Genomic DNA, 23,404 nt, shown 5'->3' on the forward strand with positions numbered 1-23,404 from the left:
CGTCAGCGCGGGATCACGTACAGCTTCTCGATCCGTGTCACCGCGCGTGCCGTGATGAAGGTGACGACGTAGTAGATCACGGCCACGAATGTGTAGGCCTCGAACGCCCGGAACGTGTCGGCGGCCACGATCATGCCGACGCGCATCAGGTCCGTCACCGACAGGATGGCCACCAGCGACGAGTCCTTCAGCATGCCGATGAAGCTGTTCGCCAGCGGCGGGAACACGATCCGCAGAGCTTGCGGCAGGACCACGCACCACATCGTCTGGCGGCGGTTGAGCCCGAGCGAGTATGCCGCCTCCGTCTGGCCGCGCGGGATCGCCTGCACGCCGGCCCTGAACACCTCCGCCAGATAGGCGCCCAGCGTGATGCCGAGCCCGGACACGCCGGCGACGAAGGCGGATATGTTGATCCCGAACAGCAGCGCGACGCCGTAATAGATCCACACCAGCGTGACCAGCAGCGGAACGCCGCGGAAGAAATCGATATATGCCACGGCGACGGATTGCACGACGCGGCGTTGCGACAGCCGCGCCAGGCCCGCGATCAGCCCGATGACGATGCCGACCAGTTGCGCGACGACCGAGATCTCGAAGGTGACGAGCAACCCTTCGCCGAACATCGGGATATACGGAATCAGGGTGCTCCATCGGAAAGTGTATGCCCCGTCCAATCCGCACCCCCGTTACGACTGATGACGATCTGCCGCGCCGGCGGAACGGCTCCGCCGGCGCAGCGCCGCTCAGTAGCCGCCGCGAAGCAGCTGCAGTTCCGCAAGTGGCGGCGGCCAGCCCACCTCTTTCAGATAGGCGGCCTGGTAGGCGCCGGAATTGATCCAGTCCTGCACCTGGACGTCGACCCAGCGGCAGAAATCGCCGTTGCCGCGCAGCACGCCGCCGCCGGACGGGAAGTTGCGCAGATAGGGCTGGTGCCGACCGTCCAGCAGCACCTTGATCGACCCCGGATGCTCCTGCGCGTATTTCAACGCGCTCACGTCATCGGAAAGCGTGGCGTCGGCCCGCCCCGAGATCACTTGCAGGAAGGCGTCCAGCGGACCGCTCACGTCCACGGGCGTCGTCTTCGCGAACACCGCACTGCGCAGCTGGGATTCGACCGTGCTGAGCTGCACCGCGATCTTCACGTCGGGCTTGTTGAGGGCGTCGACCACGTCCTTCGCCGTCGTGGTTTCAGCGAGCGGCGATTTCGGAGACACGATCACCACGTCGCCGGTCGCCTCGAACGGCTTGCAGAAATCGACGACCATGGCACGGGCCGGCGTCAGCGCCATCTGGGCCACGATGATGTCGATCTTGCCCGATTGCAGCGCCGGGATCAGCGCCGGGAACTCGACGTCGACGAAATTGCAGGTCACGTTGAGCGTCTTGCACATCGTGCGCGCCAGCTCGACCTCGAAGCCCTGCGGGTTACCGCTGGCGTCGCGATACATGATCGGGGGATATTTCAGCTCGACGCCGACGCGCAGTTCCTTGCGGTCGAGCACCTGGTCCATCATGGATTTCCGGGCCTGCGCCTGGGCCGGGCCGCCGGCGAGTGCGACCGCCAGCAGGACGACCGTGGCGATCGCGCCTGGGAATCGCCATGCGGCTTTGTCATATCTTGTCATGTCCCTCTCCTGATCGTTGTGTCGTCTGCGTGCGTTGCACGCGCGGACCGGCCGGCGGCGGCAAAGCCCGGATACCTGTGTCGGACGCCAGGAGAGGCATTGACGCGGCCGGAGCGACAGCAGGGCGGCGAGGGCGGCGTTCGGCGGTTGCCACGGCACGACGGCCGCCCAGCTGGAACAGCATCGCCGGGATGCGGCGTTCCCGCAAGCGAACACGTGCCCTGGCCGCCGACCCGGATCGGTATGGCGCCGGCGTCCCGCAGGGCGTAGCAAGCGGGACCCTGTTCAACCGCCGGGCAGAGCCGCCGCATGCGACCGATCGTCCATTGCCATCTGGTGAACGGCCCATTCGGCGATCCGTCGCTGTACGCCGAGATCATGTTCGAGCGCCGGGCGATGCTGTTCGACCTCGGTGACCTTTCGCCGCTGTCGCCGCGCAAGCTGCTGCGGGTGAGCCATGCCTTCGTCAGCCACGCGCACATGGACCACTTTGCCGGGTTCGACCGCCTGCTGCGCGTGCTGCTCGGGCGCGAGAAGACGGTCGCGATGTACGGCCCTGCCGACTTCATCGACCGGATCGAACATAAGCTGCACGCCTACACGTGGAACGTGATCGGAAACTACGACGGGAACCTGATTTTCGACGTGAGCGAGGTGCACGACGGCGGCATCGTATGGAGCGCACGCTTCCAGTCCCGGCACGCATTCCGGCGCGAACCCATGCCGGAGGCCAGGATTGAAGGCGACGTGCTGGCGTCATGCGGCGCGTTGCAGGTGCGTTGCGCGGTGCTCGATCATGCCACCCCGTGCCTGGGCTTCGCGCTGGAAGAGCGGGCGCATGTGAACATCTGGAAAACCCGGCTCGATGAACTCGGCCTGGAGGTCGGGCCGTGGCTCGGGGCGCTCAAGCGCGCCCTCCTGCAGGACGCGCCGGACGACACCCCCATCCGTGCGCTGCGGCGGAGCGACGAAGGTGTCACGCCGGTCACGCTGCCGCTTGGCGCGTTGCGCGCACTTGCCACGGTCGTCGCCGGCCAGAAGATCGCGTATGTGGTGGATGCGCGCGATCACGTGGCGAATGTGGCGCGGATCGAGCGCCTGGCCTGGCGCGCCGACGTGCTGTTCATCGAATGCACGTTCCTCCTGGCGGATGCGGCGCATGCCATGCGCAAGAACCATCTGACCGCGCATCGCGCCGGCCTGATCGCCCGTCACGCGCAGGTGAAGCGGCTGGCGCCCTGCCATTTCTCCACCCGCTATGCCGAGCGTGGCGACGTGCTGTCGGAGGAAGCGCAACGCGCCTTCCAGGGCCTCGGACCCACCGCCTGACGCACGGGCAGCGGCGGCGCGGTTCAGTTGCGCCCGTATGTGGCGATGAGCTCTGCCGTGGCGATGGCGTGTGAGCGGGCCGCAGCTTCGACATCGCGGCAATGCGGGTGCGGCTTCAGGCCCAGCCGGTCGACGTCCAGCGCGTACAGTCGGAATTCATAGTGATGCGGGCGATGCCCGGACGGCGGACAGGGTCCGCCATAGCCGGGGTGGCGGAAGTCGTTGGTCGCCTGGGGCGGCGAGGCGCCTGCCGGCGGCCAGTGCTCGTGCAGGGCAAGCGTGGTCGGCGGAATGTCATAGATCGCCCAGTGGTACCAGACGCCGCCGGGCGCATCGGGGTCGGCACAGACCAGCGCGAAGCTTCTCGTGGCCGCGGGTGGGTCCGACCAGGCCAGCGGCGGCGAGACATCGGCGCCGTCGCAGGTGAAGCGCGTGGGGATCCGGGCGTTGGGGGCAAGGTCGGTGCTGGTCAGGCGCATGCTCACAGCCCTCCTTTCATGATGCTGAAGCTGTCATCGGCGTGCAGGGCGATCACGGTGCCCAGTCTGGCGCTTTCCCGTGCGAGCACATCATGCAGCCATTTGGCGTCCTGGGCCGACGGGCGGTTCAAGCGGAAGCGGCGGATCTGCATCGGCACCATCTCCAGTGACAGCAGCCGGCCGGTCTCGCCATCGAGGCGCGGCAGATAGATCACGACGAGATCGGCGCGGAATTCCTCGTAGCCCGAAATGCCCTCGTAGTCGTTGATGAAGTCGCCACAGCCGTACAGCACCAGCTTCTGCCGGTAGGCCTCGATGCCTTTGGCATGGTGCGACGAATGGCCGTGCACAACGTCGAACCCGCCATCCACGAGGGCATGGGCAAAGGTGCGCTGCGGCGCGGGGATGTCGTGGCCCCAGTTGCCGCCCCAGTGTACCGAGGCGATCAGCAGGTCACGCGCCTGCCGCTGCGCCTGTGCCGCTTCGGCGATGCGCGTCGCGGTTCGGGCCGACAGATCGGGCAGCAGATCGACCCCGGGCGTGCCGGCGCCGGCGGCCCAGTCCTGTGGAACACCGCTTGTGGACGAAGCGTAGCCGAAGACCAGCACGCGCGCGCCGCCGGCGAGCGGCAGCACGGCGGGCGCGGCGGCTTCGGCCGCGTTGCGGCCTGCTCCGGCACGGGCAATGCCGGCGCGCCGCAACGTGGACAGGGTGTCCAGCAGGCCCGCTTCGCCCCAGTCCAGCACGTGATTGTTCGCCAGCATGCAGCAGTCGATCCGTGCCGCGGTCAGGCAGCCGACATTGTCGGGATGCATCCTGTAGTTGATGCCTTTGGGCCAGGGCTGGCTGCTGGCGGTGATGGCGGTTTCAAGGTTGACGATCCTTGCGTCCGGCGCCGCGGCGCGCAGCACCGCCAGCGCGTCGCCCCAGACATAGGCCGGGCCGGCATGGCGCGGAATCGGGCCGTTCGCGGCCTCCGCCAGGCTCAGATAGGTGGTGGCCGAACGGACATGCGGCTCATAGAGATCCGGCGGGTTGGCATGCGGCAGGATCTGGTCGATGCCCCGCCCGAGCATCACGTCGCCGCAAAGGAACAGCCGGACCTCCGTCATGTCCGCACGGCGGGAACGAGGTGCATGTCGGCCTGCATCGCGGCTCTCCTGCGGCGGATCATGCGTCGCAGGGGGCGCTGTCGGGCGCCGCGCAGGATCACAAGGCCGCGATCATCATCGAGCGCCACGGGATGTTATATGGCCAGCCTCGCATGAGGCGAAGGCACGATCCATGGCGACACGCGCCGTGCCGGAACTGGACCAGTTGGCGCACGCGCAGCTCTACTCCGAGGAACTCGGGCTCGATCTCGCGCGTGGCCGGGAGCAGGACCTGTTCTGCTGGTTCCTTGCCAGCCTGCTGTTCGGCCAGCGGATTTCCGAGACGATCGCGCGCAACACCTACCGCTCGTTCGTGCGCCACGGCCTCACGAGCCCGCAGGCGATCATCGCGGCCGGCTGGGATTATCTGGTGAACCCGGTCATGCGCGAGGGCGGGTATGTGCGCTACGACGAAAGCAAATCCAGGAAGATACTGCGTGCGTGCGAGATGCTGCTGGAGCTTTATGGCGGTCGGCTTTCAAGGTTGCACGCAGCGGCGCGCGACGCTCGCGACCTGGAGGGAAGGCTTCTGGCCTTCCATGGCGTTGGACCAGTCACTGTGAATATCTTTCTCCGTGAACTGCGCCCTTATTGGGCGAAAGCCGATCCCGCACCGTCGCCCCCCGTGCAGGCGCTGGCGCGGCGACTAGGGATCGACCTCGGCAAATATGACCGGAAGAGCCTTGACTTCGCCCGGCTGGAAGCCGGCCTCGTGCGGCATAGGCGTTGGGTGAGACACGCAATTCCTGGAGGATCGCAATGAGCAGCACAGGTCTCGACGCATTCGACAAGACCCTGCAGACGACGCATATCTGGCTGGACGAGGTGATGGACACGGTCGGGCCCGACAGAAGCGTGGCCTGGCATGTGCTGGGCGCGGTGCTGAGGGCGTTGCGCGATCGCCTGCCGCTGGAACTCGCCGCCCATCTGGGTGCGCAGTTGCCGCTTCTGGTGCGCGGAACCTACTACGACCAGTTCCGGCCGGGGCACATGCCGGAGCGGTCGCATACGGTGGACGAATTCCTGGCCTGCGTCGCCGTCAATCTCGGTGGCATCCGGCCGCTGAATGTGCGGCAGGCCACGCGCAGCGTCTTCGCCGTTGTCGGCAAGCATGTCACGCTCGAGCAGGCGGACAAGGTGAAGCGGGCATTGCCCGAGCGCATCCGGGAATTGTGGCCGGCCCCCGGCGAAGCCATCTGACTGCGCACTGCCAGGCGGCAGGATGCTCCTATAGCGGGACCACGGTGCTTGCCTGCGGCCCCTGCTCGCCTTCGCCCTCCTTGACGACATAGCGCACCCGGTCGCCGACGCGCAGCGCGTCGAAGCCGCGGCCGAGCACGGCGTTGCGGTGGACATAGACCTCGTCGCCCGTATCGGTGGCGAGGAAGCCATAGCCGCGTTCGGGGAACAGGCGAACGATCCGCCCGATGGCGGGGGCTTCGTGCACTTTCACGTCGCCACGCTTTTCGCGGGCGTGATCCTGAAGCTGGCGCCGGGCCGCGGCGAAAGCGTCGCGGATCGTCACGTGCAGATCCTCGTGCGCGTGATCTTCCGCCGGATCGCGCTGCACGAAGATTTCACGTTCAGGGACGGTCAGGCGGATGCTGACATGGAACAGCCTGCCCTGGCGATGGTGATGGTGGCGCGCCTCCACCACCACGCTGCAGTTCGTGATGCGATCGAAGAATGTCTCAAGCTCGGCGACATGGTCGCGGATTTCTTCCTCGATGGCGGCCGGCGCCTCCATGTTGCGAAAGGCGATCCGAAGCGGCTCCTGCATGTCGGCCTCCCAGAGCGGAAATGAAGTGTAGCGCGCCTGCAAGGGCAGCGGCCTTGACCTCGATCAAACCGCCGGGACGTCCCGGCGCAGCATGCGGCGCAGGTCGGCCAGGGACGCGGCGTTCAGCACGTCGCCGGGTTCGAGCCAGCCGCGCCGTGCCTGGTCGATGCCGAAGCGCATATGGCCGAGCTGGGTCGTCGCGTGCGCATCCGTGGAGATCGCCACCTTGAGGCCGAGTTCCTTGGCCAGCCGGCAGCTCGTGTCGTTCAGGTCCAGGCGATCCGGCTGTGCGTTCAATTCCAGATGGCAGCCGCGTTCGCGCGCGCCGCGCATGACCGCCTCGATGTCCACGGCATAGCCGGGGCGGGCATTGATCAGCCGCCCCGTGGGATGTGCCAGGATGTTCAGCAAGGGATTGTCCATCGCCTTCAGCAGCCGCGCCGTCTGCTGTCCGCGCGGCAGGTCGAACGCGGAATGGACGGCGCCGACCACGAGATCGAGCCGCCGCAGAATGCGATCCGGCAGATCGAGCGACCCGTCCTCGAGGATGTCGACCTCGATCGCCTTCAACACGGTGAAATCCTTGAGGCCGGCGTTGAGGCGGTCGATCTCGTCGATCTGCCGCGCGAGGCGGGCCGCATCGAGGCCATGCGTCACGGCGACGTGCTTGCTGTGGTCGGTGATGGCGATGTAGGCGCGGCCCAGTGCCTGCGCCGCCCGCGCCATGGCGAGGATGCTGTCGTGGCCGTCGCTCGCGGTGGTGTGCATGTGCAGGTCGCCGCGGATGTCGTCCAGCGTCACCAGATGCGGCAGCCGCTTCTGCCGGGACGCGTCGATCTCGCCCTGGTCCTCCCGTAGCTCCGGCGGCACCATGGTGAGGCCCAGGCGCTCGTAGAGGTCCTGCTCGGTCGCGCCGGCCAGGCGCTTCGCCCCGCTGAACAGCCCGTATTCGTTGAGCTTCAGGTTTCGCGCCATGGCGATCTGGCGCAGCGCGATGTTGTGTGCCTTCGATCCGGTGAAATACAGCAGCGCGGCACCGAAGCTCTCCGGCGCGACCACGCGCAGATCGACCTGCAGGCCGTTGCGCAGCACGATGGTGGAACGGGTGGTGCCGCGCTCCGTCACCTCGGCGACATCCTCGTAGCCGGCGAAGCGGTCCATGACCGGCTTGCCCGGTTCGGCGGACGCCACGATGTCGAGATCGCCCACCGTCTCGCGCCGACGGCGATAGCTGCCGGCGATCTCGACCTGGAGCACGCCGTCCGCGCCGCGCAGATGGCGGAGCAGCGGTTCGGCCACCTGTTCGGCCGTCGCAAGCTTCACCCGCTGCGCCTGTCCCGCGCCTTCCGCGAGCGCCCGGACGAGCCGGGCTTCGATGCCGGGGCCGAATCCCGCAACCGTGTGCAGCTGCCCGGACTTGGCGGCGGCGGCCAGCTTGTCGATGCTGTCGATCCCCAGCGCCTCGTGCAGCGCATGCACCCGCTTCGGGCCGAGGCCGGGCAGCGCGAGCAGGGCGGTGATCCCGGGCGGCACCTCGCGTTCGAGTTCGTCGAGCAGCGGAAGATGCTTGCCGGTGGCGATGAGGGCGATCTTGCCGGCGAGATCCTGGCCGATGCCGGGCAGGGCGTCGAGATCGTCGCCCGCCGCCACCATCTCCGCGACGCTGCGCGGCAGGCTGCCGACGAGCCGCGCCGCCTGCCGGTAGGCGCGCACCCGGAACGGGTTGGCGCCCTCGATCTCCAGCAGATCGGCGACCTTGTCGAGCTCGCTCGCGATATCGGCATTGACGACCGGCATGCGGTGCAGCCTGTGCCAAGGGGATTGCGGTCGCGTTGATCTACGTCAAGATCCGCGATTGGGGCGGGGTTGATCAATATCAACGAAACGCCCGCGCAGGCAGCGCATCGTGGTCCCGATGCTTGAGCAGAGTCTGTTGCTGACCGACCTCTATGAGCTTGCCATGCTCGAAGCCTATGCCGCGCACGGCATGGCCGGGACGGCGAGCTTCGAACTGTTTGTCCGCAAGTTGCCGCCCACGCGCGGCTTCCTGATGGCCGCGGGGCTGGAGCAGCTCGTCGGCTTCCTCGAGACCATGCGGTTCATGGACGAGGAGATCGGCTGGCTGCGCGCGTCCGGAATGTTCTCGCCCGGCTTCCTCGACGGCCTCGCGGCGCTGCGCTTCACCGGCGATGTCGACGCGATGCCGGAGGGAACGGTGTTCTTCGGCGACGAGCCGATCCTGCGCGTCACCGCACCGCTGCCGGAGGCGCAGCTGATCGAGACGCGACTGATCAACCTCATGCATTTCCAGACCGTGATCGCCTCCAAGGCGGCGCGGATGGTGCTGGCGGCACCCGGCCGCCAGCTGGTGGATTTCGGGCTGCGCCGGGCGCATGGCGCGGAGGCGGGGCTGCTTGCCGCGCGGGCCAGCTATCTTGCGGGGTTTTCCGCCACGGCGACCGTGCTCGCGCATCGCGATTTCGGCATTCCCGTCAGCGGCACGATGGCGCATTCCTTCATCCAGGCCCATGACGACGAAGCGACGGCGTTCGAACGCTTCGCCCGGGTGCGCCCCAAGGCGCTGACGCTGCTGATCGACACCTACGACACCGAGCGCGCCGCGGCGATCGTGGCCCGGCTGGCGCCGCGCCTCGCGGCCGAGGGCATTCACGTAACGGCGGTGCGGCTGGACAGCGGCGACCTTGCCGCGCACGCACGGCGTGTCCGCGCCATCCTGGACGCGGCGGGCCAGAACGGCATCCGCATCTTCGCCAGCGGCGGGCTCGACGAGGGCGTCCTGCAACGCCTGGTCATTGACGGCGCGCCGATCGACGGCTTCGGCGTCGGCACCAGCCTGACCACGTCGGCCGACGCGCCGGCGCTCGACTGCGCGTACAAGCTGCAGGAATATGCCGGGCGTCCGCGGCGCAAGAAGAGCGAGGGCAAGGCCACCTGGCCGGGCCGCAAGCAGGTCTACCGGCGCTACGCTGCGGACGGGACGATCGCCGGCGATGTCATCGCCCTCGCGGGCGAGCTGATGGATGGCGAGGCGCTGCTGCAGCCGGCCATGCGGGCCGGCAGGCGGGTGGCCGGCCTGCCGACGCTGGAGCAGGCCCGGGCTTGTGCCGCAACCGCGCTGACGCGCTTGCCTGATGTCTTGCGCCGGCTCGGGCCGGGCGCGGTTCCGGTGGCGATCAGCCAGGGAATTCGCGACCTCGTGGCCCGGATGGACCTGGCGGCGCAGCCGGACTCCGTGCCGTGACACCGCGCGCCCTCGCCGCCGAGGAGCAGGGGGAGGTCATCGCCTTTCTGTCGCGCGCGGCGAGCTACGGGCCTGGGCATGCCGGCGTGCAGCGGATCGAGACGCATTGCTCGATCGTGTTCCTGGTCGGCGACCGGGCCTACAAGCTGAAGCGGGCGATCCGCTATGCCTCGCTCGATTACACCACGCGCGAATTGCGCGCGGCCGCGTGTGCGGCGGAACTGGTGCTGAACCGGCGCACCGCGCCCGCGCTGTATCTCGGCGTGCGATCGATCACGCGCGGCACCGGCGGCGACCTGGTTTTCGACGGCGCCGGTCCCGCGCTCGATCATGTCGTCGTGATGCAGCGCTTCGAGCAGGCGGACCTGTTCGACCACATGCTCGACGGCGGCCGGCTGACGCGCGTGTTGATGGAGGCGCTCGGCAGGGAGGTGGCGCGGTTCCACCTGGCCGCACAGGTCACGCCCGGCTTCGGCGGCCGCGATGCCGTCCGCCGGGTGATCGCGGAAAACGAACGCGAGTTGGCGCGCGTCGCCGAGGTGCTGGACGGGGCCGCGGTCGGCGCGCTGGGAAGCCACTCGGCGGCCAGGCTCGACACCCTGGCGGACCTGCTGGAGCGGCGGCGAGCAGAGGGGAAAGTGCGCCGCTGCCATGGCGATCTGCGACTCGCCAATATCTGCCTGCATGCCGGACGCCCCACGCTGTTCGACTGCATCGAGTTCAGCGACGAGATCGGCTGCATCGACGTGCTGCACGACCTTGCGTTCCTGCTGATGGACCTTGAGCTGCGCGGGCGCGGCGATCTCGGCAATGCCGTGTTCAACGCCTATGCGGACATCGCCCCGGAGACAGAGGGGTTGCGCGCCTTGCCACTGTTCCTGGCGCTGCGGGCGGCGACGCGGAGTTATGCCCTGGCGGGCAGCGCAAGGCGGCAGGCCAGTGCGGATCGGGCGGCGGCGGTGCTTGCCCTAGCGCGGCGGCATATCGATGCCGGCCTCGATTTCCTGGCGCCGCGGCGGCCGGTGCTTGCGGTGCTCGGAGGCGACGCAGCCGCGCGGGCGGAACTGGCGCCGCTGCTGGCGGCGCTGCCGCGGCCGGCGCCTGGGGCGCGGTTGCTGCACCTGGCCGGCGATGGCGACGCGGTGTGGGACGCGGCCGCCGCCGTCCTGGCCGCGGGGTGCTCGGTGCTCGTCGAAGGTGAATTGCGTGAGCATGGCGAGCGGTGCGCGGCCGCCGCCGCCATGGCGCGCCTGGCGGCGGCGTCGATCGGATTCTGGTGCACCACGCCGCCAGCCCGCCTGGATCAGGCGCGATGGCACGTGCTGGACGCAAGCCGCGGCGCCCTCGCCGCTGCCACGCGCGCGGCACCCTTGTTCGCCGCCCTGGAGTGGCCTTCGTAGGAGAGACAGATGGATCGCAGTCCCCTCTCGTTCTTCGGCCTGCAAGGCAGCCGCGAACTTGCCGAACGCGTCGCCCGCCGGCTGGAGATTCCGCTCGCCGCGCACGAGGAGCGCGAATTCGAGGATGGCGAGCACAAGGCGCGCGCCCTGCACGATGTGCGCGGCCACCACGCATTCGTGCTGCACTCTCTGCACGGCGACGACCAGCAGAGCGGCAACGACAAGCTCTGCCGCCTGTTGTTCTTCTGCGGCTCACTGAAGGATTCGGGTGCGGAGCATGTGACCGCCGTCGTCCCGTATCTGTGCTACGCGCGCAAGGACCGGCGGACCAAGCCGAACGATCCGATCATCACCCGCTATGTGGCGGCGATGTTCGAAGCGGCGCGGATCGACCGGGTGATCGTCATGGAAGTTCACAATGTCGCCGCCTTCGAGAACGCGTTCCGCTGTCCGACCCGGCATATCGAGAGCGCGCCGCTGCTGGCGCGGCATTTCGCGCCGCTGCTCGGGCCGGCGCAGGTCGTAGCCGTCTCGCCCGATGCCGGCGGCGCCAAGCGGGCCGAGCAGTTCCGCCAGGCGCTCGGGCAACTGACCGCGCGGGAGGTCGGCAGTGCCTACATGGAGAAATTCCGCAGCAGCGGCGTGGTGAGCGGCGAGCTACTGGCCGGTGACGTGCGGGGCAAGGTGGCGGTGATCGTGGATGACCTGATCAGCACCGGCGGCACGCTGGTCCGCGCGGCCAAGGCATGCCGGGCAGCGGGTGCGACACGCGTATTCGCCGCCGCGGCGCATGGATTGTTCATCGACGGCGCCCCGGAGCTGTTCGCGGCGGGACTCGACGGCATCGTGGTGACCGACACGGTGCCGCCGTTTCGCGTTCCCGCGGAGGCGGCGGCGCACCAGCTTGAAGTGGTCGACACAAGCGACATGATTGCCCGGACGATTGCTGCCTGCCACGACGCCGGCTGAGCGACCAGGCGCCGCACCGGCTGCAACGATACGCTTGCGCCGGGAATGCAATGTCTGACATGGTTTGTCCGCAGGCGCGCCCAGCCGATCGGAGACTTCGCAACACAAGGAGTCGTCTGATGACCCATCGCCGAACGGTGATCACTGGATGCATGGCGCTGGCGGCCGCGGCCGCCGGGGCCGGGCTGGCGCCGTCGCCCGCCGGCGCCCAGACCCAGCAGAGCAGGATCCTGGCCGATATCCAGAAGCGCGGCACCATCCGGATGGCAACCGTCGCAGGCAATCCTCCCTATAGCTCCGTCAAACCCGACGGCACACCCGAAGGCTACGACATCGAGATCGGCCAGCAGCTCGCCGCAGCGCTGAAGGTCAAGCCGGAGTGGATCGTGGTCGACTCGCCTGGCCGCATCACGGCATTGCAGACGGGCAAGGCGGATGTGTCGATCGCGAACTTCACCGCGACCCTCGAGCGTTCCACCGCGATCGCCTTCACCCGGCCGTACCTCATCGTCGGCAGCAACTACATGGTGAAGAAGGACTCGCCGCTGCAGAACGTGGAGCAGGCGAACAAAGCGAACATAAAGATCGGCCTGCCGCGCGGCGGCACTGCCGAGGACATCGCCGCCAGGGTCACGCCGAACGCCACGGTGGTCAAGGTCAACACGGTCACCGATGCGTTCCTGGCGCTCAAGTCCGGCCAGGTGGACGCACAGATCCTCGATAGCCTGCAGGACGCGGCGTTCCTGTCGCAGGAAGGCGCCGGTTTCCGCAACCTGCCGGGCAACTGGTCCTATGAGGAGATCAGCATCGGCCTGCCGGCGGGCGACGGGGACTGGCTGCGCATCGTCGATACCTTCGTGCGCCAGCTGATCGGCTCCGGCGAGGATGCGCGGCTGTTCAGGAAGTATTTCGGCTACGACATGCCGCCGCTCTGACGGGGCGGACTGTCGCCGGCGGGATCGCGCAGCGGGGTGGGCCGTATTGTACCAGTTCAACCTGCACGCGATCCTGGGCTATTTCGGCCAATTGCCGTCCTCGATCCTGGTCACGCTTGAGATCACGCTGATCGCGCTGGGCGCGAGCACGCTGCTGGCGCTTCCGATCGCCAAGGCGCGGATGTCGGGCAGCCGCGTCGCTGCCCTGCTTGCGCGCGCCTATGTCGAGCTGTTCCGCAACATCCCGTTGCTGGTGCTGCTGTATGTCTACTATTTCGGCCTGGCGCAGAGCGGGCTGCATCTGTCCAATTTCTGGGCGACGATCCTGGCGTTGACGACCAATGCCGCCGCCTATGGCTCGGAGATCATCCGCGCCGGCTATTCGGCCGTCCCGACCGGGCAGCGCGAGGCCGCCCGTTCGCTCGGCCTGCGCCCAGCGCATATCGAGCTGTTCGTCGTGCTGCCCCAGGTCGTGCGGGTGATCCTGCCGCCATTCGCCAATCACTGCATCGGCGTGCTCATCGGCTCGTCCATCGCCGCCGTGATCGGGGTGGCGGATCTCAGCGACTGGATGCTTGCGACGGGGTCGGAGGCATTCCGCTACATGGAGTCCTTCCTCGTTGCCGCGGTCATCTATATCGGGCTGTGCCAGGGCGTCGCCGCGGCAATGGCGGCACTCGACCGGCGCAGCCGGCGAGGGGCGTACTGAAGAGAAATGTTCGCCACGGGCAGCGTTTGGGACTACTGGCGGGTTTTCGTCAACGGCCTGGTGCTGACCGTCGAGCTCAGCTTCATCGCGTTGGTCCTCGGCTTCGTCCTCGGCATGGTCATCGGCCTGGGCCGCACCTACGGCCCGCATCCGGTGCGGCTGGCCTGTCTCGTGTTCACCGAGTCCTTCCGCTCCATCCCACCTTTGCTGCTGTTCTTCGGCGCCTTCTACGGCCTTTCGTATACGACGGGCGTGACGCTCTCGCCGTTCCAGGCTTCCGTGATCGCCATGGTGCTCGAAGCCTCCGCCTTCATATCGGAGGTGGTGCGCGCGGCGTTCCGCAGCGTCGATCGCGGGCAATGGGATGCGGCGCGGGCCTTGGGCCTGCGGTTCTGGCCCGCCTTGCGCACCATCATCGGCCCGCAGGCGATCCGGGTGCTGATCCCGCCGACGATCGGCGTGTATGTCGCGGTGCTGAAGGATTCCTCGTTCGCCTCGATCGTCGGCCTGGTCGAATTGACGCGGGCGGGACTGCTGGTGCGCGAGACGGTGGGCGACAGCCTGACCGTGTTCCTGCTGCTGTCCGGGATCTATTTCGTCATCAACTTCACCATCTCCAGCGGCGCGCTCGCGCTGGAGCGGCGCTTCCGCTTCGCGCATTGAGCGCGGCGAAGTCGACTCCGGGCGCCGTGATCGGGTTAAATGCCGGGTGATCCCTCCGTCCGCCGGGGAGTTCGAATGCGTGTCGCCGAGATCCGGGTTGGCGCCCTGCAGTACTATGTCGGCGCCGAGCACGTTCACGCCCTGCTGATCGACCAGGACGGCCGCACGCAGACATTCGTGCTGGCGGCGTGGGACGACGTGTTCCCGCGCATCGACCGGTTCATGGAGAAGATCGAGCGCGGTTCGTTCTCGGCGGCCGGGGCGCCGGCGGAGTTCCGCGCATTCTCCCGGGAATGGGGCAGGACGCTGCTGCCGCCGGCCGCGGCGCTCGGGCGCTTCGACGTGCTGGTGATCCTGCCGCACTACGTGCTGCACGGCCTGCCGTTCCACACGATCTGGATCGAGGAGGAGGGGCAGTATCTGGGGACGGCGCGCGGCGTCACGTACTGTTCCAGCGCCACCCTGTTCACGCGCTGCGTCGACCGCAACATCGCCCGCCGATCCAACCTGGCGGAATGGGCATTCGCGCTGGACGGCGGCGGCGCGACCGGCGCACCGCAGGCGCCGCGGCGGTGCCTGGGCATCGGCGCCGACATCCTGGGCGGCATGACCGCGGAGTACCGGCACGTGGCCGAGGAATTCGCGCGCGGCTTCGCCGAACCCGTGACGTTTCCGGACGCCACCCGCGCCATGATCAAGAACCGCCTCAATCGCGCCGAACCGTGGGAGGCGCTGTGCATCGTCTGCCACGGCCACTACGACGATGACATTTCCGACAACAGCGGCCTGCTGCTGGACCGCGACGCCATGGGCATCACCGTCCGGCCGATCTTCCTGCATCGCGGCCGGTATTTCGACTTCCGCGACCTGCCCTTCACCTACCTGCCCAGCGCGATCGCACCCAGCCGCGACGGCGAGTTGATGACGGTCGGCGAGTTGAAGGTCGATTGCCTGACGGACGCGCAACTGGTGGCCCTGTTCGGCTGCTCCACCGGCGCGGGCCAGGTGGAGTCCGGCGACGACTTCAACAGCATGGCCTATCAGTGGCTGAAGATCGGGGCGGCCTCGACGCTGGCCAATCTGTGGGAGGTGGATATCGCGTTCCTGCGGCGCTGGAGCCCGGTCTTCCTCGACAACTGGCTGACCCGGCGGCAACCCAAGGCGATCGCATGGCGCCAGGCGCTGCGGACTGTGCTGGACAGCGATCTGCAGCAGGATCCGTACGAGTGGGGCGCGATCACCCTGTTCGGCGATTGGCTTTGACGCGGTTGGCATCTCGCGAAAACAGGGAGAAAGCAATGTCCATCTGGGCGAAATACCCGGACTATTCCGACGACGAGTTGCGCACGCTGGTCGCGCTGGCGGCGCAGGCGCTTGTGGAGGCCGATCCGGACGTGGCAGGAGAGGATTTGCTGCACATCTCGCCGCGCGCCGCGGCGCGCGAGATCCTGCCGCTGGTCCAGGGGCAGGACCGCACGATCGATGCGCAACGGATCCAGCAACTGCTCGAGGACGAAGAGCTGTCCTCGCAGCTCTGCGTGCAACTGCTGGGGGAGATTCGCGCGATCCCCGAACTGGCGGACCGCGTCGCCGCGGCCTACGACATGCGCGAACGCAAGATGGCGGTGACCGAGACGCTGCTGCTGGCCGGCGCGCTCGTGATTCTCGCACTCAAACTCAAGAAGATTTCCTGGGGGGCGGGCAAGGGGGAGGTGGCGTTCCATCCGCCGGGGGAGGTCGCCAAGAGCTTCCTCCTCGGCCTGCTCAAGCTGGGTTGAGCGCGGACCATGACGGTCCTGCACGCGATCGCCACGCAGCTGCTGAGCACCAGCAGCATGGTCGCGGCCATGCGTGGGCACCCGGAGTTCCAATCCTGGGCCGACGCGCTCGTCGCCCTGGCGGCGGATGCGCGGTTGCGGCCCTTGCAGCCGCTCCTCGGCGAGGTTGCGCGCGATGCACTGGCGACGGCGACGCCGCTGAACCGTCTCGACAGCGCCGAGGCCAGGAAGATTCCATATCCCGCCTATCTGGCGGCAAGCGATGTCGCCGAGGAAGCGCTGAAGCGTGCGCCGGGCGCGGCGTTCGCGCTGTCGCTTGTTGCCATGCTCGGCTGGGCCAGCGCGCTCGGCGACGGGCTGCTGGACCAGGAGGGCGGCATGCCGCACCCGGGCTGGGTGCGCATTCCCCATGTCTGCGCGCACGCGTGCCTGCGCATCGGCGCGCTGGAAGCCGCCCGCAAGCTGGTCGATGTCAGCTACGACACGCTGATGGCCGCCAAATACGCGCACTGGGACGAGCGGCTGCAGGCCGCGATGGTGGAATACCGGGCGCTGATGGGCCGGATCGAGCGGCGCTACGACGCCGACATAAGCGGCCTCGCCGACGATCTGCGCGCCGCCTGCCAGCCGGGGGCGCCGGACTTCCGGGCCGAGACCGGGGCCATCCTGTGGTCGCTGGGCATGGTGCCGGAGAGCCGCGTCTTCCGTCCGGGCGCCGCCACCGTCCCGTCGCCGCGCCTGTTCCGCCGGATCGTCGAGCAGTCGCTGGCGTGCATCCCGCACGATCCGCTGGTGCAGTACGTCTGGCTCGCGATGAAGGACCGGCCGCCCTTCAACATCCGCGACCATGCCAGCCTGTTCGGCCGGATCAATCTCCGCTACGGGCAGATGCTGCTGGACGAGCTCGGCGAGCAGGTTCCGAGCGAAGTCTACGCGAACACGCTGATCGCCTGGTTCCGCGGCACGCTCGGCCGCGGGCAGGTGGACGCGTATCTCACGGCCCATGCGCTGATCAACGAAATGTTCCCCGGCATGATCGACTGGACCGTGTATCTGCGCTGGCATGGCCTCGCCTATTTTCTGGCCAAACAGTTCGGGCTGCTCAAGGCGCCGCATGGCAGCAAGGAGGAGACGGCGGTCTGGCGGCGCCTGACGGAGCTCGCGACCAGTATCCGCGAGAACGGCAACCTGCACCCGGAATGGCCGCAAATGCATGCGCGCGCGAATCTGGGGTTGTTCCATTTCATCGAGACGCACTTCGCCGCGGCCGGCGGGAACGCCGGACACCTGCATGAGGCCGCGCTCGTCGTCGAGAAGATGCGCTCGAGCGCACTGGCGTATTGGCTGAAGATCGTTCCGCCTGACCTGTCCGACAGCAACGCAAGCGGGATGAAGCCGTTGCTGGAGAAGGAGCAGGAGCTGCTGGGTTATCTCCGCGGCGCCTATTTCCTGATGCTGTATCCCATGCTGCCGATGCACTACCGCCGCTACGGCATGCAGCTGGAGGAGATGCTGCAGGAGGGCGACGACGCGGCACGTCGCCGTCGCATGGACCCCGATGCCGGGCGTGCGCAGTACAAGGAACTGAGCCAGGAACTGGCGACGCTGCACGGCGAGATGCAGCGGCTCGATCCCGACTACGCCCGCAAGCGGCTGGAGCCCTGGGCCGCCACCGCAGCGCTGGCGCGGGCGCTGGGCCGTCATGCCAGTCCGCCGTAGCTTGCCCTTCGCCGGATTGAATGGAAGTCTGGGCAAAGACGACAACCGATACGAGATCAAAGGCGACGGCATGGCAGATTTTCCAGGCGATACGGCGTTCCATCCGCACAGCGCCCATTGGGGCGCGTTCTCCGCGGGGTGGCAGGACGGCAAGCTGGTGGTGAAGCCGCATCCCGCCGATCCGGACCCGAACCTGGTGCTGCAGAACTTCCCCGATGCGCTGCGCCACAAGGCGCGGATCGCCCGGCCCATGGTGCGCCGCGGCTGGCTGGAGGGCGGGCCCGGGCCGGACCGCAACCGTGGCCGCGACAGCTTCGTGCCCGTGGGCTGGGACGAGGTGCTCGACCTGCTGGCCGCCGAGCTCAAGCGGGTGAAGGAGGCGCACGGCGCGGGCGCGGTGTTCGGCGGCTCCTATGGCTGGTCCAGCGCCGGGCGTTTCCATCACGCCCAGAGCCAGGTGCACCGCTTCCTCAACACCTCGCTCGGCGGCTACGTGCGCTCGGTCAACAGCTACAGCGCCGGCGCCTCGGCGGTGATCCTGCCGCATATCCTCGGGCCGTTCGAGGCCATGTCCCGGCGCAACGTGACCTGGGAGCAGGTGGTCGCGCATAGCGAGGTCGTGCTCGCCTTCGGCGGCATGGCGCTGAAGAACACCATGGTCGCCAGCGGCGGCGTCAGCCGGCATGTCGAGCGCGCGTCCATGCAGGCGGCGCGGGAGCGCGGCTGCGAATTTATCCTGGTGGGTCCGCTGCGGGCCGACCTGCCGGAGGAGGCGGGGGCCGAATGGGTGTCCGCGATCCCCGGCACCGACACGGCGCTGATGCTGGGTTTGGTGCACACGCTGGTCAGCGAGGGGTTGCATGACCGCGGCTTCCTCGAAGACTGCTGCGAAGGCTGGCCGGTATTCGAGGACTACCTCATGGGCCGCGCTGATGGCGTCGCGAAGGATGCGGCCTGGGCCGCCGGCATCACCGGCGTCCCGGCGGAGCAGATCGCGGCCCTCGCCCGGCGCCTGGTCGGCAAGCGCACGCTGGTGGTGACGGCGCATTCGCTGCAGCGCGCCGAGCATGGCGAGCAGCCGGTGTGGATGGCGGCGGTGCTGGCCGCCGCATTGGGGCAGCTCGGCCTGCCGGGCGGCGGCTACAACTACGCGCTCGGCGCGCTCGCGCATTACGGCAAGCGGACCAATGCGGTCAGTTGCGCGTCGCTGCCGCAGGGCCGCAACCGGGTGCAGGCGTTCATTCCCGTCGCCCGCATTTCCGACATGCTGCTGAACCCCGGCGCGGCGTTCGCGTATAATGGGCAGACGCTCGCCTATCCCGATATCCGGCTGGTCTACTGGGCCGGCGGCAATCCGTTCCACCACCATCAGGACCTCAACCGGCTGCGGGAGGCGTTCGCGCGGGTGGACACGCTGGTGGTGCACGAGCTCGGCTGGACGGCGACGGCGAAGCACGCCGACATCGTCCTGCCCTGCACGATGACGCTGGAGCGCGAGGACATCGGCGGTGGCCCCAACGACCCGCTGATGGTCGCCATGCACAGGGTGGCGGAGCCGTTCGGCGAGGCGCGGGACGATTACACGATCTTCGCTGCCCTGGCCGAGCGCCTGGGCACGGCGGAGGCGTTCACCGAAGGGCGCAGCGCGCGGGACTGGCTGCGCCACCTCTACAGCCACACGCAGACCGCCCTGGCGGCCATGGGCCTGCCGGCGCCGGATTTCGAGGAATTCTGGGCGAAGGGCGAGCTCTCCCTGCCGCAGCTGCCCGACGACGGCGGTGTCCTGCGCGCCTTCCGCGCCGACCCTGTGGCCAACCCGTTGCCGACGCCCAGCGGGAAGGTCGAGATCTTCTCCGCCACCATCGCCGGCTTCGGCTACGCCGACTGCCCCGGCCACCCGACCTGGCTGGCGCCGGCGGACGCGCCGGATGCCGCGCACCCGTTGCGGCTCGTCGCCAACCAGCCGGCGACGCGGCTGCACAGCCAGCTCGACTTCGGCGGCCACAGCATGGACAGCAAGCTGCGCGGGCGCGAAGTGGCGCGGATGCATCCCGTGGATGCGGCGGCGCGCGGCGTTGCGGACGGCGACGTGATCCGCCTGTTCAACGCCCGCGGCGCCTGCCTCGCCGCGGTGCGGCTGACCGAGGATGTGCGCCAGGGCGTGGTGCAGCTTCCGACCGGCGCCTGGTACGATCCGCAAGACCCGGCGGAGGACAAGCCGCTTTGCGTGCACGGGAACCCGAACGTGCTGACGCGCGATGTCGGAACGTCCAGCCTCGCGCAGGGCTGCACGGGACAGTTGACGGTGGTTCAGGTCGAGCGCTTCGAAGGCAACCTGCCGCCGATACAGGCTTTCGATCCGCCTGTGGCAAGAATGGCGGCGGAGTAAGGCGAGGGGCTTTGCCCCTCGACCCCAGTCAAGGCAGAGCCTTGACAATCCGCTACTCTCTTGGCTGCTGACGCAGCCAAGAAAGGGATTGGGTTTCCAAAGGCCCTCGGCCTTTGGCGGGTCGAGGGCAGAGCCCTCGCCTTGATTTTCGAGTCCGGCGGGGAGAAGAGACGTGAAGATCATCGCAGTCGAAACGCATCTGATCGGGGTGCCCTTCAGCACCGGCGCCGCGCCCGTGGCGTTTTCCGGCGTTGGCTGGACCGCGATGTACACGCTGCTCATGCGCGTCGTGACCGATGAGGGCCTGGAGGGTTGGGGCGAGGGGTTCGGCCATGCCACCTGCCCGGCCACGCGTGCGGTGATCGACACGCAGTTGGGGCCGGCGTTGCTGGGGCAGGATGCGCGCGACATTGCCGGGCTGCATCATCGCATGGGGCAGATGCTGCATATGTTCGGGCGCAACGGGCCGCATCTCTATGCGCGTTCGGCGCTCGACACGGCGTTGTGGGACATTGCCGGCAAGGCGGCTGGGCTGCCGCTGTGGCGGCTGCTGGGGGCGGCGCCGCCCGCGTCGTTCGCGGCCTATGCCAGCCTGCTGCGCTACGGCGACCGGGGCACGATTGCACAGGCCGTCGCGCGGGCGGTGTCGCAGGGCTATGGCGACCTGAAGCTGCACGAGGTCCTGGTCGAGCCCGTCGCGGCGGCGCGCGAGGCGGCGGGTGCGGGGCCGAAGATCATGGTGGACACGAACTGTCCGTGGACGGTGGACCAGGCCATCGCCATGGCGCGGCAGTTGCGGCCATACGACCTGACATGGCTGGAGGAGCCGGTCTGGCCGCCCGAGGATTTCGCCGGGCTGGCGCGGGTGCGGCGCGAGGGCGGCATCCCCATCGCCGCCGGCGAGAACGCGTGCGGGCTGATGGATTTCCGCAACGCGTTCCAGGCCGGCGCGCTGGATATCGCCCAGCCCAGCGTCGCCAAGATCGGCGGGGTGACGGAGATGCTGAAGGTCGCCGGCCTGGCCGAGGCGTTCGGCGTGCGGCTGATTCCGCATTGCGCCTATTTCGGGCCGGGCTTCCTGGCGTCCTTGCACCTGCACGCGAGACTGGCGCCCGATCAGCCGTTCGAGCGGCTGTTCGTCGATCTGGAGGCGAGCCCGTACCATGAGCTGGTGCTGGCGACGAACGGCCGGGTGAACGTGCCGGACGGTCCCGGGCTGGGCCGCGACCCCGACCCCGCCGTCCTCGCGCGCTACGCGGTCAGCGCGCCGACCGTGCTGCGCGCCTGAGAGGGGCACGCCATGCACGTCACGCGGATGCTGTGCGCCGCTTCGCTGACGAGCATGGCCTTTGCCGGCGCCCACGCGGCGGCGCAGGACATGCGTCCGCCGGTGGCGTCAGCCTGCGTGACCTCGCCCTATGGCCCGCGGCGGCAGGTTGGGCCGCACGCGCCGGCGGCGTTCCATAACGGCATCGACCTGCGGGCGCCGGCCGGCGGGGCCGTCTATGCCGTCGCCGACGGGCAGGTGGCGGGCATCCGCCGGCGCGGCGCCGGCGGGCTGGAAGTGGCGATCCGGCACAACGGTCCGCGCGGCCTGACCATGACGCTGTACGCCCATCTCGGCAGCGTCGCGCCGGCGCTGGCGGAGGGCAGGTGGCGGGTGACGGCGGGGGAGAAGATCGGCGTCGTCGGCCGCAGCGGGGTGACCTACGGCACGCATCTGTATTTCGAGGCGGAAGTGGACGGAAGGCGGGTCGACCCGGCGCCGCTGCTGGGCGTGCAGGGCTGCGGGTAGCGCAGATCGGTCATGCATGCTATGCGCTGCCGATGCGCAAAACGCCCCTCGCTTTCGTTCTTGCTACGTTCGTCGGCATCGGGGGCCCGGCCGCGGCACAGGTTTCCTGCGGCGACATGCTGATGCCGGTGGTGCAGCTCAAGCAGGTGTCGCGCGGCCTGTCGCGCTATCACAGCGGGCTGGATCTCATGGCGCCCTATGGCTCGCCGGTGCGCGCGGCCGCGGCCGGGACCGTGGTCTTCGCCGGCCGCTATTTCGGCTATGGCAACATGATCGACCTGCGCCATGCCGACGGCACGGTCACGCGCTACGCCCATTTGTCGGCGTTCACGCCCGGGATCCGGCCGGGTGCGCAGGTGGCGATGGGCGCGCAGATCGGCGCCATCGGCACCAGCGGCCACGCCCATGGGGCGCATCTGCATTTCGAGGTGCGGATGGACGGACGTGCCATCGATCCGAAACCCTTCATCGCCCTGGCAGTGTGCACCAGGGGCGGGCCCGCGCGCGAGCTGATCGAGGAGGCGCGGGCGCCTGCGACCGTGCCGGCCTCCGCCGCGCCGGCGCCGGTGATAGAGGCGCGCCCAGGCGGGTTGCTCGAATAGCGTTGCCGGCCCGATGAGATCGCGGGATTCCAGGCGGGCTCAGTGATGCCCGCCGCCGCCGTGCCAGCCGCCCCCGCCGGCAGCCCAATGCCCGCCACCCCCGTGCCAGCCGCCCCAGCCGCTGCGCCACCCCCAGCCGCTGCGCCAGCCCCAGCCGCCGCCCCAACCCCAGCCCCCGCCGATCACCACCGATGGGCCGTAAAAGGCGCCCGGGTAGTAGCCGCCGGGATAATAGGGATACGGACCATAGGGATACCCATACGGATATCCGTAGCCACCCGGCGGTGACTGCACGGTGTTGCCCCTGGAATACATGCACTGGGTGTAGCTGACATCGTAACGCTGCTGCAGCGCGCCGGCGGAGGCATAGCCGTTGTTCACGCCGATGGCGGTGCCCGCCAGCAGGCCGGAGGCGCCGCCGATCGCCGCACCTGCGCCCACCGCACCGCCGACCGATCCAATGGCCGCGCCGGCGGCGGCGCCGAGAGCGGTGCCGAGCACGGCACTGCCGACGGCCGCATTGGTGCCGGCCTGCGCCGGCTGGACGTTGCCGGTCTGCGCCGCGGCGAATTGCCGGCAGAGCGCATCGTCCTGCTGGAAGACCTCGAAGCTCTTGTTCTGGGCCGGCAGGGCCATGACGCTCGGGCCAGCCGGCGGCGGAACGGCGCAGGCAGCGAGTGCCACGGGCCCCAGCAACGGAATGAACAGCAAGCCGCGGCTCATGTTTCGGTCCCTCCGTATACGGACCCGCCAGGGCGGCAACTCCGCAGCATTCGGAGTTTCAGCGTGGCGAAGAAATTATAGCAGAGGCGACCCGAA

General features: G+C 68.8%; 23 protein-coding genes. 16 read left to right on the top strand and 7 right to left on the bottom strand.

The window, feature by feature from the left end:
• Positions 1-2 precede the first annotated feature (2 nt).
• On the bottom strand, positions 3-623 hold the full coding sequence (locus OL599_RS08275) for an amino acid ABC transporter permease (protein ID WP_264713220.1): 621 nt from the start codon (positions 621-623) through the stop codon (positions 3-5).
• A gap of 120 nt (positions 624-743) precedes the next feature.
• On the bottom strand, positions 744-1,625 hold the full coding sequence (locus OL599_RS08280) for an ABC transporter substrate-binding protein (RefSeq protein WP_264713221.1): 882 nt from the start codon (positions 1,623-1,625) through the stop codon (positions 744-746).
• Positions 1,626-1,934: 309 nt separating this feature from the next.
• Between OL599_RS08280 and OL599_RS08285 the strand changes: the two genes are divergently transcribed.
• Positions 1,935-2,954 (top strand): ribonuclease Z, encoded by a 1,020-nt coding sequence (locus tag OL599_RS08285; RefSeq protein ID WP_264713222.1) that lies wholly within the window; start codon positions 1,935-1,937, stop codon positions 2,952-2,954.
• A gap of 23 nt (positions 2,955-2,977) precedes the next feature.
• On the opposite strand, the gene OL599_RS08290 is transcribed toward OL599_RS08285, so the two are convergent.
• Together OL599_RS08290 and OL599_RS08295 are read right to left on the bottom strand one after the other, a co-directional pair.
• Complete coding sequence (locus OL599_RS08290; RefSeq protein WP_264713223.1) at positions 2,978-3,433, bottom strand: YbhB/YbcL family Raf kinase inhibitor-like protein; 456 nt, start codon at positions 3,431-3,433, stop codon at positions 2,978-2,980.
• A gap of 2 nt (positions 3,434-3,435) precedes the next feature.
• Positions 3,436-4,545, bottom strand: coding sequence for a CapA family protein (locus OL599_RS08295; protein WP_264713224.1), 1,110 nt, complete (start codon positions 4,543-4,545; stop codon positions 3,436-3,438).
• A 172-nt stretch (positions 4,546-4,717) separates the two neighbouring features.
• Between OL599_RS08295 and OL599_RS08300 the strand changes: the two genes are divergently transcribed.
• Together OL599_RS08300 and OL599_RS08305 are read left to right on the top strand one after the other, a co-directional pair.
• A complete protein-coding gene (locus tag OL599_RS08300) occupies positions 4,718-5,347 on the top strand; it encodes an HhH-GDP family DNA glycosylase (RefSeq protein ID WP_264713225.1) in 630 nt (209 codons plus the stop codon).
• Positions 5,344-5,784, top strand: a complete 441-nt coding sequence (locus OL599_RS08305) for a DUF2267 domain-containing protein (RefSeq protein WP_264713226.1) — start codon at positions 5,344-5,346, stop codon at positions 5,782-5,784. Before OL599_RS08300 ends, OL599_RS08305 begins: the two co-directional genes overlap by 4 nt.
• 28 nt (positions 5,785-5,812) lie before the next feature.
• Here OL599_RS08305 and OL599_RS08310 read toward each other — a convergent pair whose 3' ends face one another.
• Together OL599_RS08310 and polX are read right to left on the bottom strand one after the other, a co-directional pair.
• A complete protein-coding gene (locus OL599_RS08310) occupies positions 5,813-6,364 on the bottom strand; it encodes an HPF/RaiA family ribosome-associated protein (RefSeq protein ID WP_264713227.1) in 552 nt (183 codons plus the stop codon).
• A 63-nt stretch (positions 6,365-6,427) separates the two neighbouring features.
• Positions 6,428-8,161 (bottom strand): DNA polymerase/3'-5' exonuclease PolX, encoded by a 1,734-nt coding sequence (gene polX / locus OL599_RS08315; protein WP_264713228.1) that lies wholly within the window; start codon positions 8,159-8,161, stop codon positions 6,428-6,430.
• Between the two features lie 118 nt (positions 8,162-8,279).
• Here polX and OL599_RS08320 point away from each other — a divergent pair, with 118 nt between their 5' ends.
• From OL599_RS08320 to OL599_RS08380, 13 genes are all read left to right on the top strand, one after another.
• Positions 8,280-9,626 carry a nicotinate phosphoribosyltransferase gene (locus OL599_RS08320; protein ID WP_264713229.1) on the top strand — a complete coding sequence of 449 codons (1,347 nt, stop codon included), beginning with the start codon at positions 8,280-8,282 and terminating at the stop codon, positions 9,624-9,626.
• Positions 9,623-11,026 (top strand): phosphotransferase, encoded by a 1,404-nt coding sequence (locus OL599_RS08325; RefSeq protein ID WP_264713230.1) that lies wholly within the window; start codon positions 9,623-9,625, stop codon positions 11,024-11,026. Before OL599_RS08320 ends, OL599_RS08325 begins: the two co-directional genes overlap by 4 nt.
• 9 nt (positions 11,027-11,035) lie before the next feature.
• Entirely contained in the window at positions 11,036-11,995 is a 960-nt protein-coding gene (locus tag OL599_RS08330) for a ribose-phosphate diphosphokinase (RefSeq protein WP_264713231.1), read from the top strand.
• A 119-nt stretch (positions 11,996-12,114) separates the two neighbouring features.
• Positions 12,115-12,930: a transporter substrate-binding domain-containing protein gene (locus OL599_RS08335; protein ID WP_264713232.1), complete on the top strand. Its 816-nt coding sequence runs from the start codon at positions 12,115-12,117 to the stop codon at positions 12,928-12,930.
• 46 nt (positions 12,931-12,976) lie between these two features.
• Positions 12,977-13,639 (top strand): amino acid ABC transporter permease, encoded by a 663-nt coding sequence (locus OL599_RS08340; RefSeq protein ID WP_264713233.1) that lies wholly within the window; start codon positions 12,977-12,979, stop codon positions 13,637-13,639.
• Positions 13,640-13,645: 6 nt separating this feature from the next.
• Positions 13,646-14,302: an amino acid ABC transporter permease gene (locus OL599_RS08345; RefSeq protein WP_264713234.1), complete on the top strand. Its 657-nt coding sequence runs from the start codon at positions 13,646-13,648 to the stop codon at positions 14,300-14,302.
• 75 nt (positions 14,303-14,377) lie between these two features.
• On the top strand, positions 14,378-15,565 hold the full coding sequence (locus OL599_RS08350) for a CHAT domain-containing protein (RefSeq protein ID WP_264713235.1): 1,188 nt from the start codon (positions 14,378-14,380) through the stop codon (positions 15,563-15,565).
• Between the two features lie 35 nt (positions 15,566-15,600).
• Positions 15,601-16,080: a hypothetical protein gene (locus tag OL599_RS08355; RefSeq protein WP_264713236.1), complete on the top strand. Its 480-nt coding sequence runs from the start codon at positions 15,601-15,603 to the stop codon at positions 16,078-16,080.
• A 9-nt stretch (positions 16,081-16,089) separates the two neighbouring features.
• Positions 16,090-17,799, top strand: a complete 1,710-nt coding sequence (locus OL599_RS08360) for a hypothetical protein (protein ID WP_264713237.1) — start codon at positions 16,090-16,092, stop codon at positions 17,797-17,799.
• A 70-nt stretch (positions 17,800-17,869) separates the two neighbouring features.
• The gene (locus OL599_RS08365; protein ID WP_264713238.1) at positions 17,870-20,188 is read left to right on the top strand and encodes a molybdopterin guanine dinucleotide-containing S/N-oxide reductase; all 2,319 of its coding nucleotides are present in this window, start codon (positions 17,870-17,872) and stop codon (positions 20,186-20,188) included.
• Positions 20,189-20,360: 172 nt separating this feature from the next.
• Positions 20,361-21,476, top strand: a complete 1,116-nt coding sequence (locus tag OL599_RS08370; protein ID WP_264713239.1) for a mandelate racemase/muconate lactonizing enzyme family protein — start codon at positions 20,361-20,363, stop codon at positions 21,474-21,476.
• Positions 21,477-21,488: 12 nt separating this feature from the next.
• Positions 21,489-21,983: a murein hydrolase activator EnvC family protein gene (locus OL599_RS08375; protein ID WP_264713240.1), complete on the top strand. Its 495-nt coding sequence runs from the start codon at positions 21,489-21,491 to the stop codon at positions 21,981-21,983.
• 32 nt (positions 21,984-22,015) lie between these two features.
• Positions 22,016-22,585, top strand: coding sequence for a M23 family metallopeptidase (locus OL599_RS08380; protein ID WP_264713241.1), 570 nt, complete (start codon positions 22,016-22,018; stop codon positions 22,583-22,585).
• A gap of 39 nt (positions 22,586-22,624) precedes the next feature.
• On the opposite strand, the gene OL599_RS08385 is transcribed toward OL599_RS08380, so the two are convergent.
• Positions 22,625-23,308, bottom strand: coding sequence for a glycine zipper family protein (locus OL599_RS08385; RefSeq protein WP_264713242.1), 684 nt, complete (start codon positions 23,306-23,308; stop codon positions 22,625-22,627).
• Positions 23,309-23,404: the final 96 nt, after the last annotated feature.

The sequence above is a fragment of the Limobrevibacterium gyesilva genome (genome assembly GCF_025989185.1).
Taxonomy (GTDB): domain Bacteria; phylum Pseudomonadota; class Alphaproteobacteria; order Acetobacterales; family Acetobacteraceae; genus Limobrevibacterium; species Limobrevibacterium gyesilva.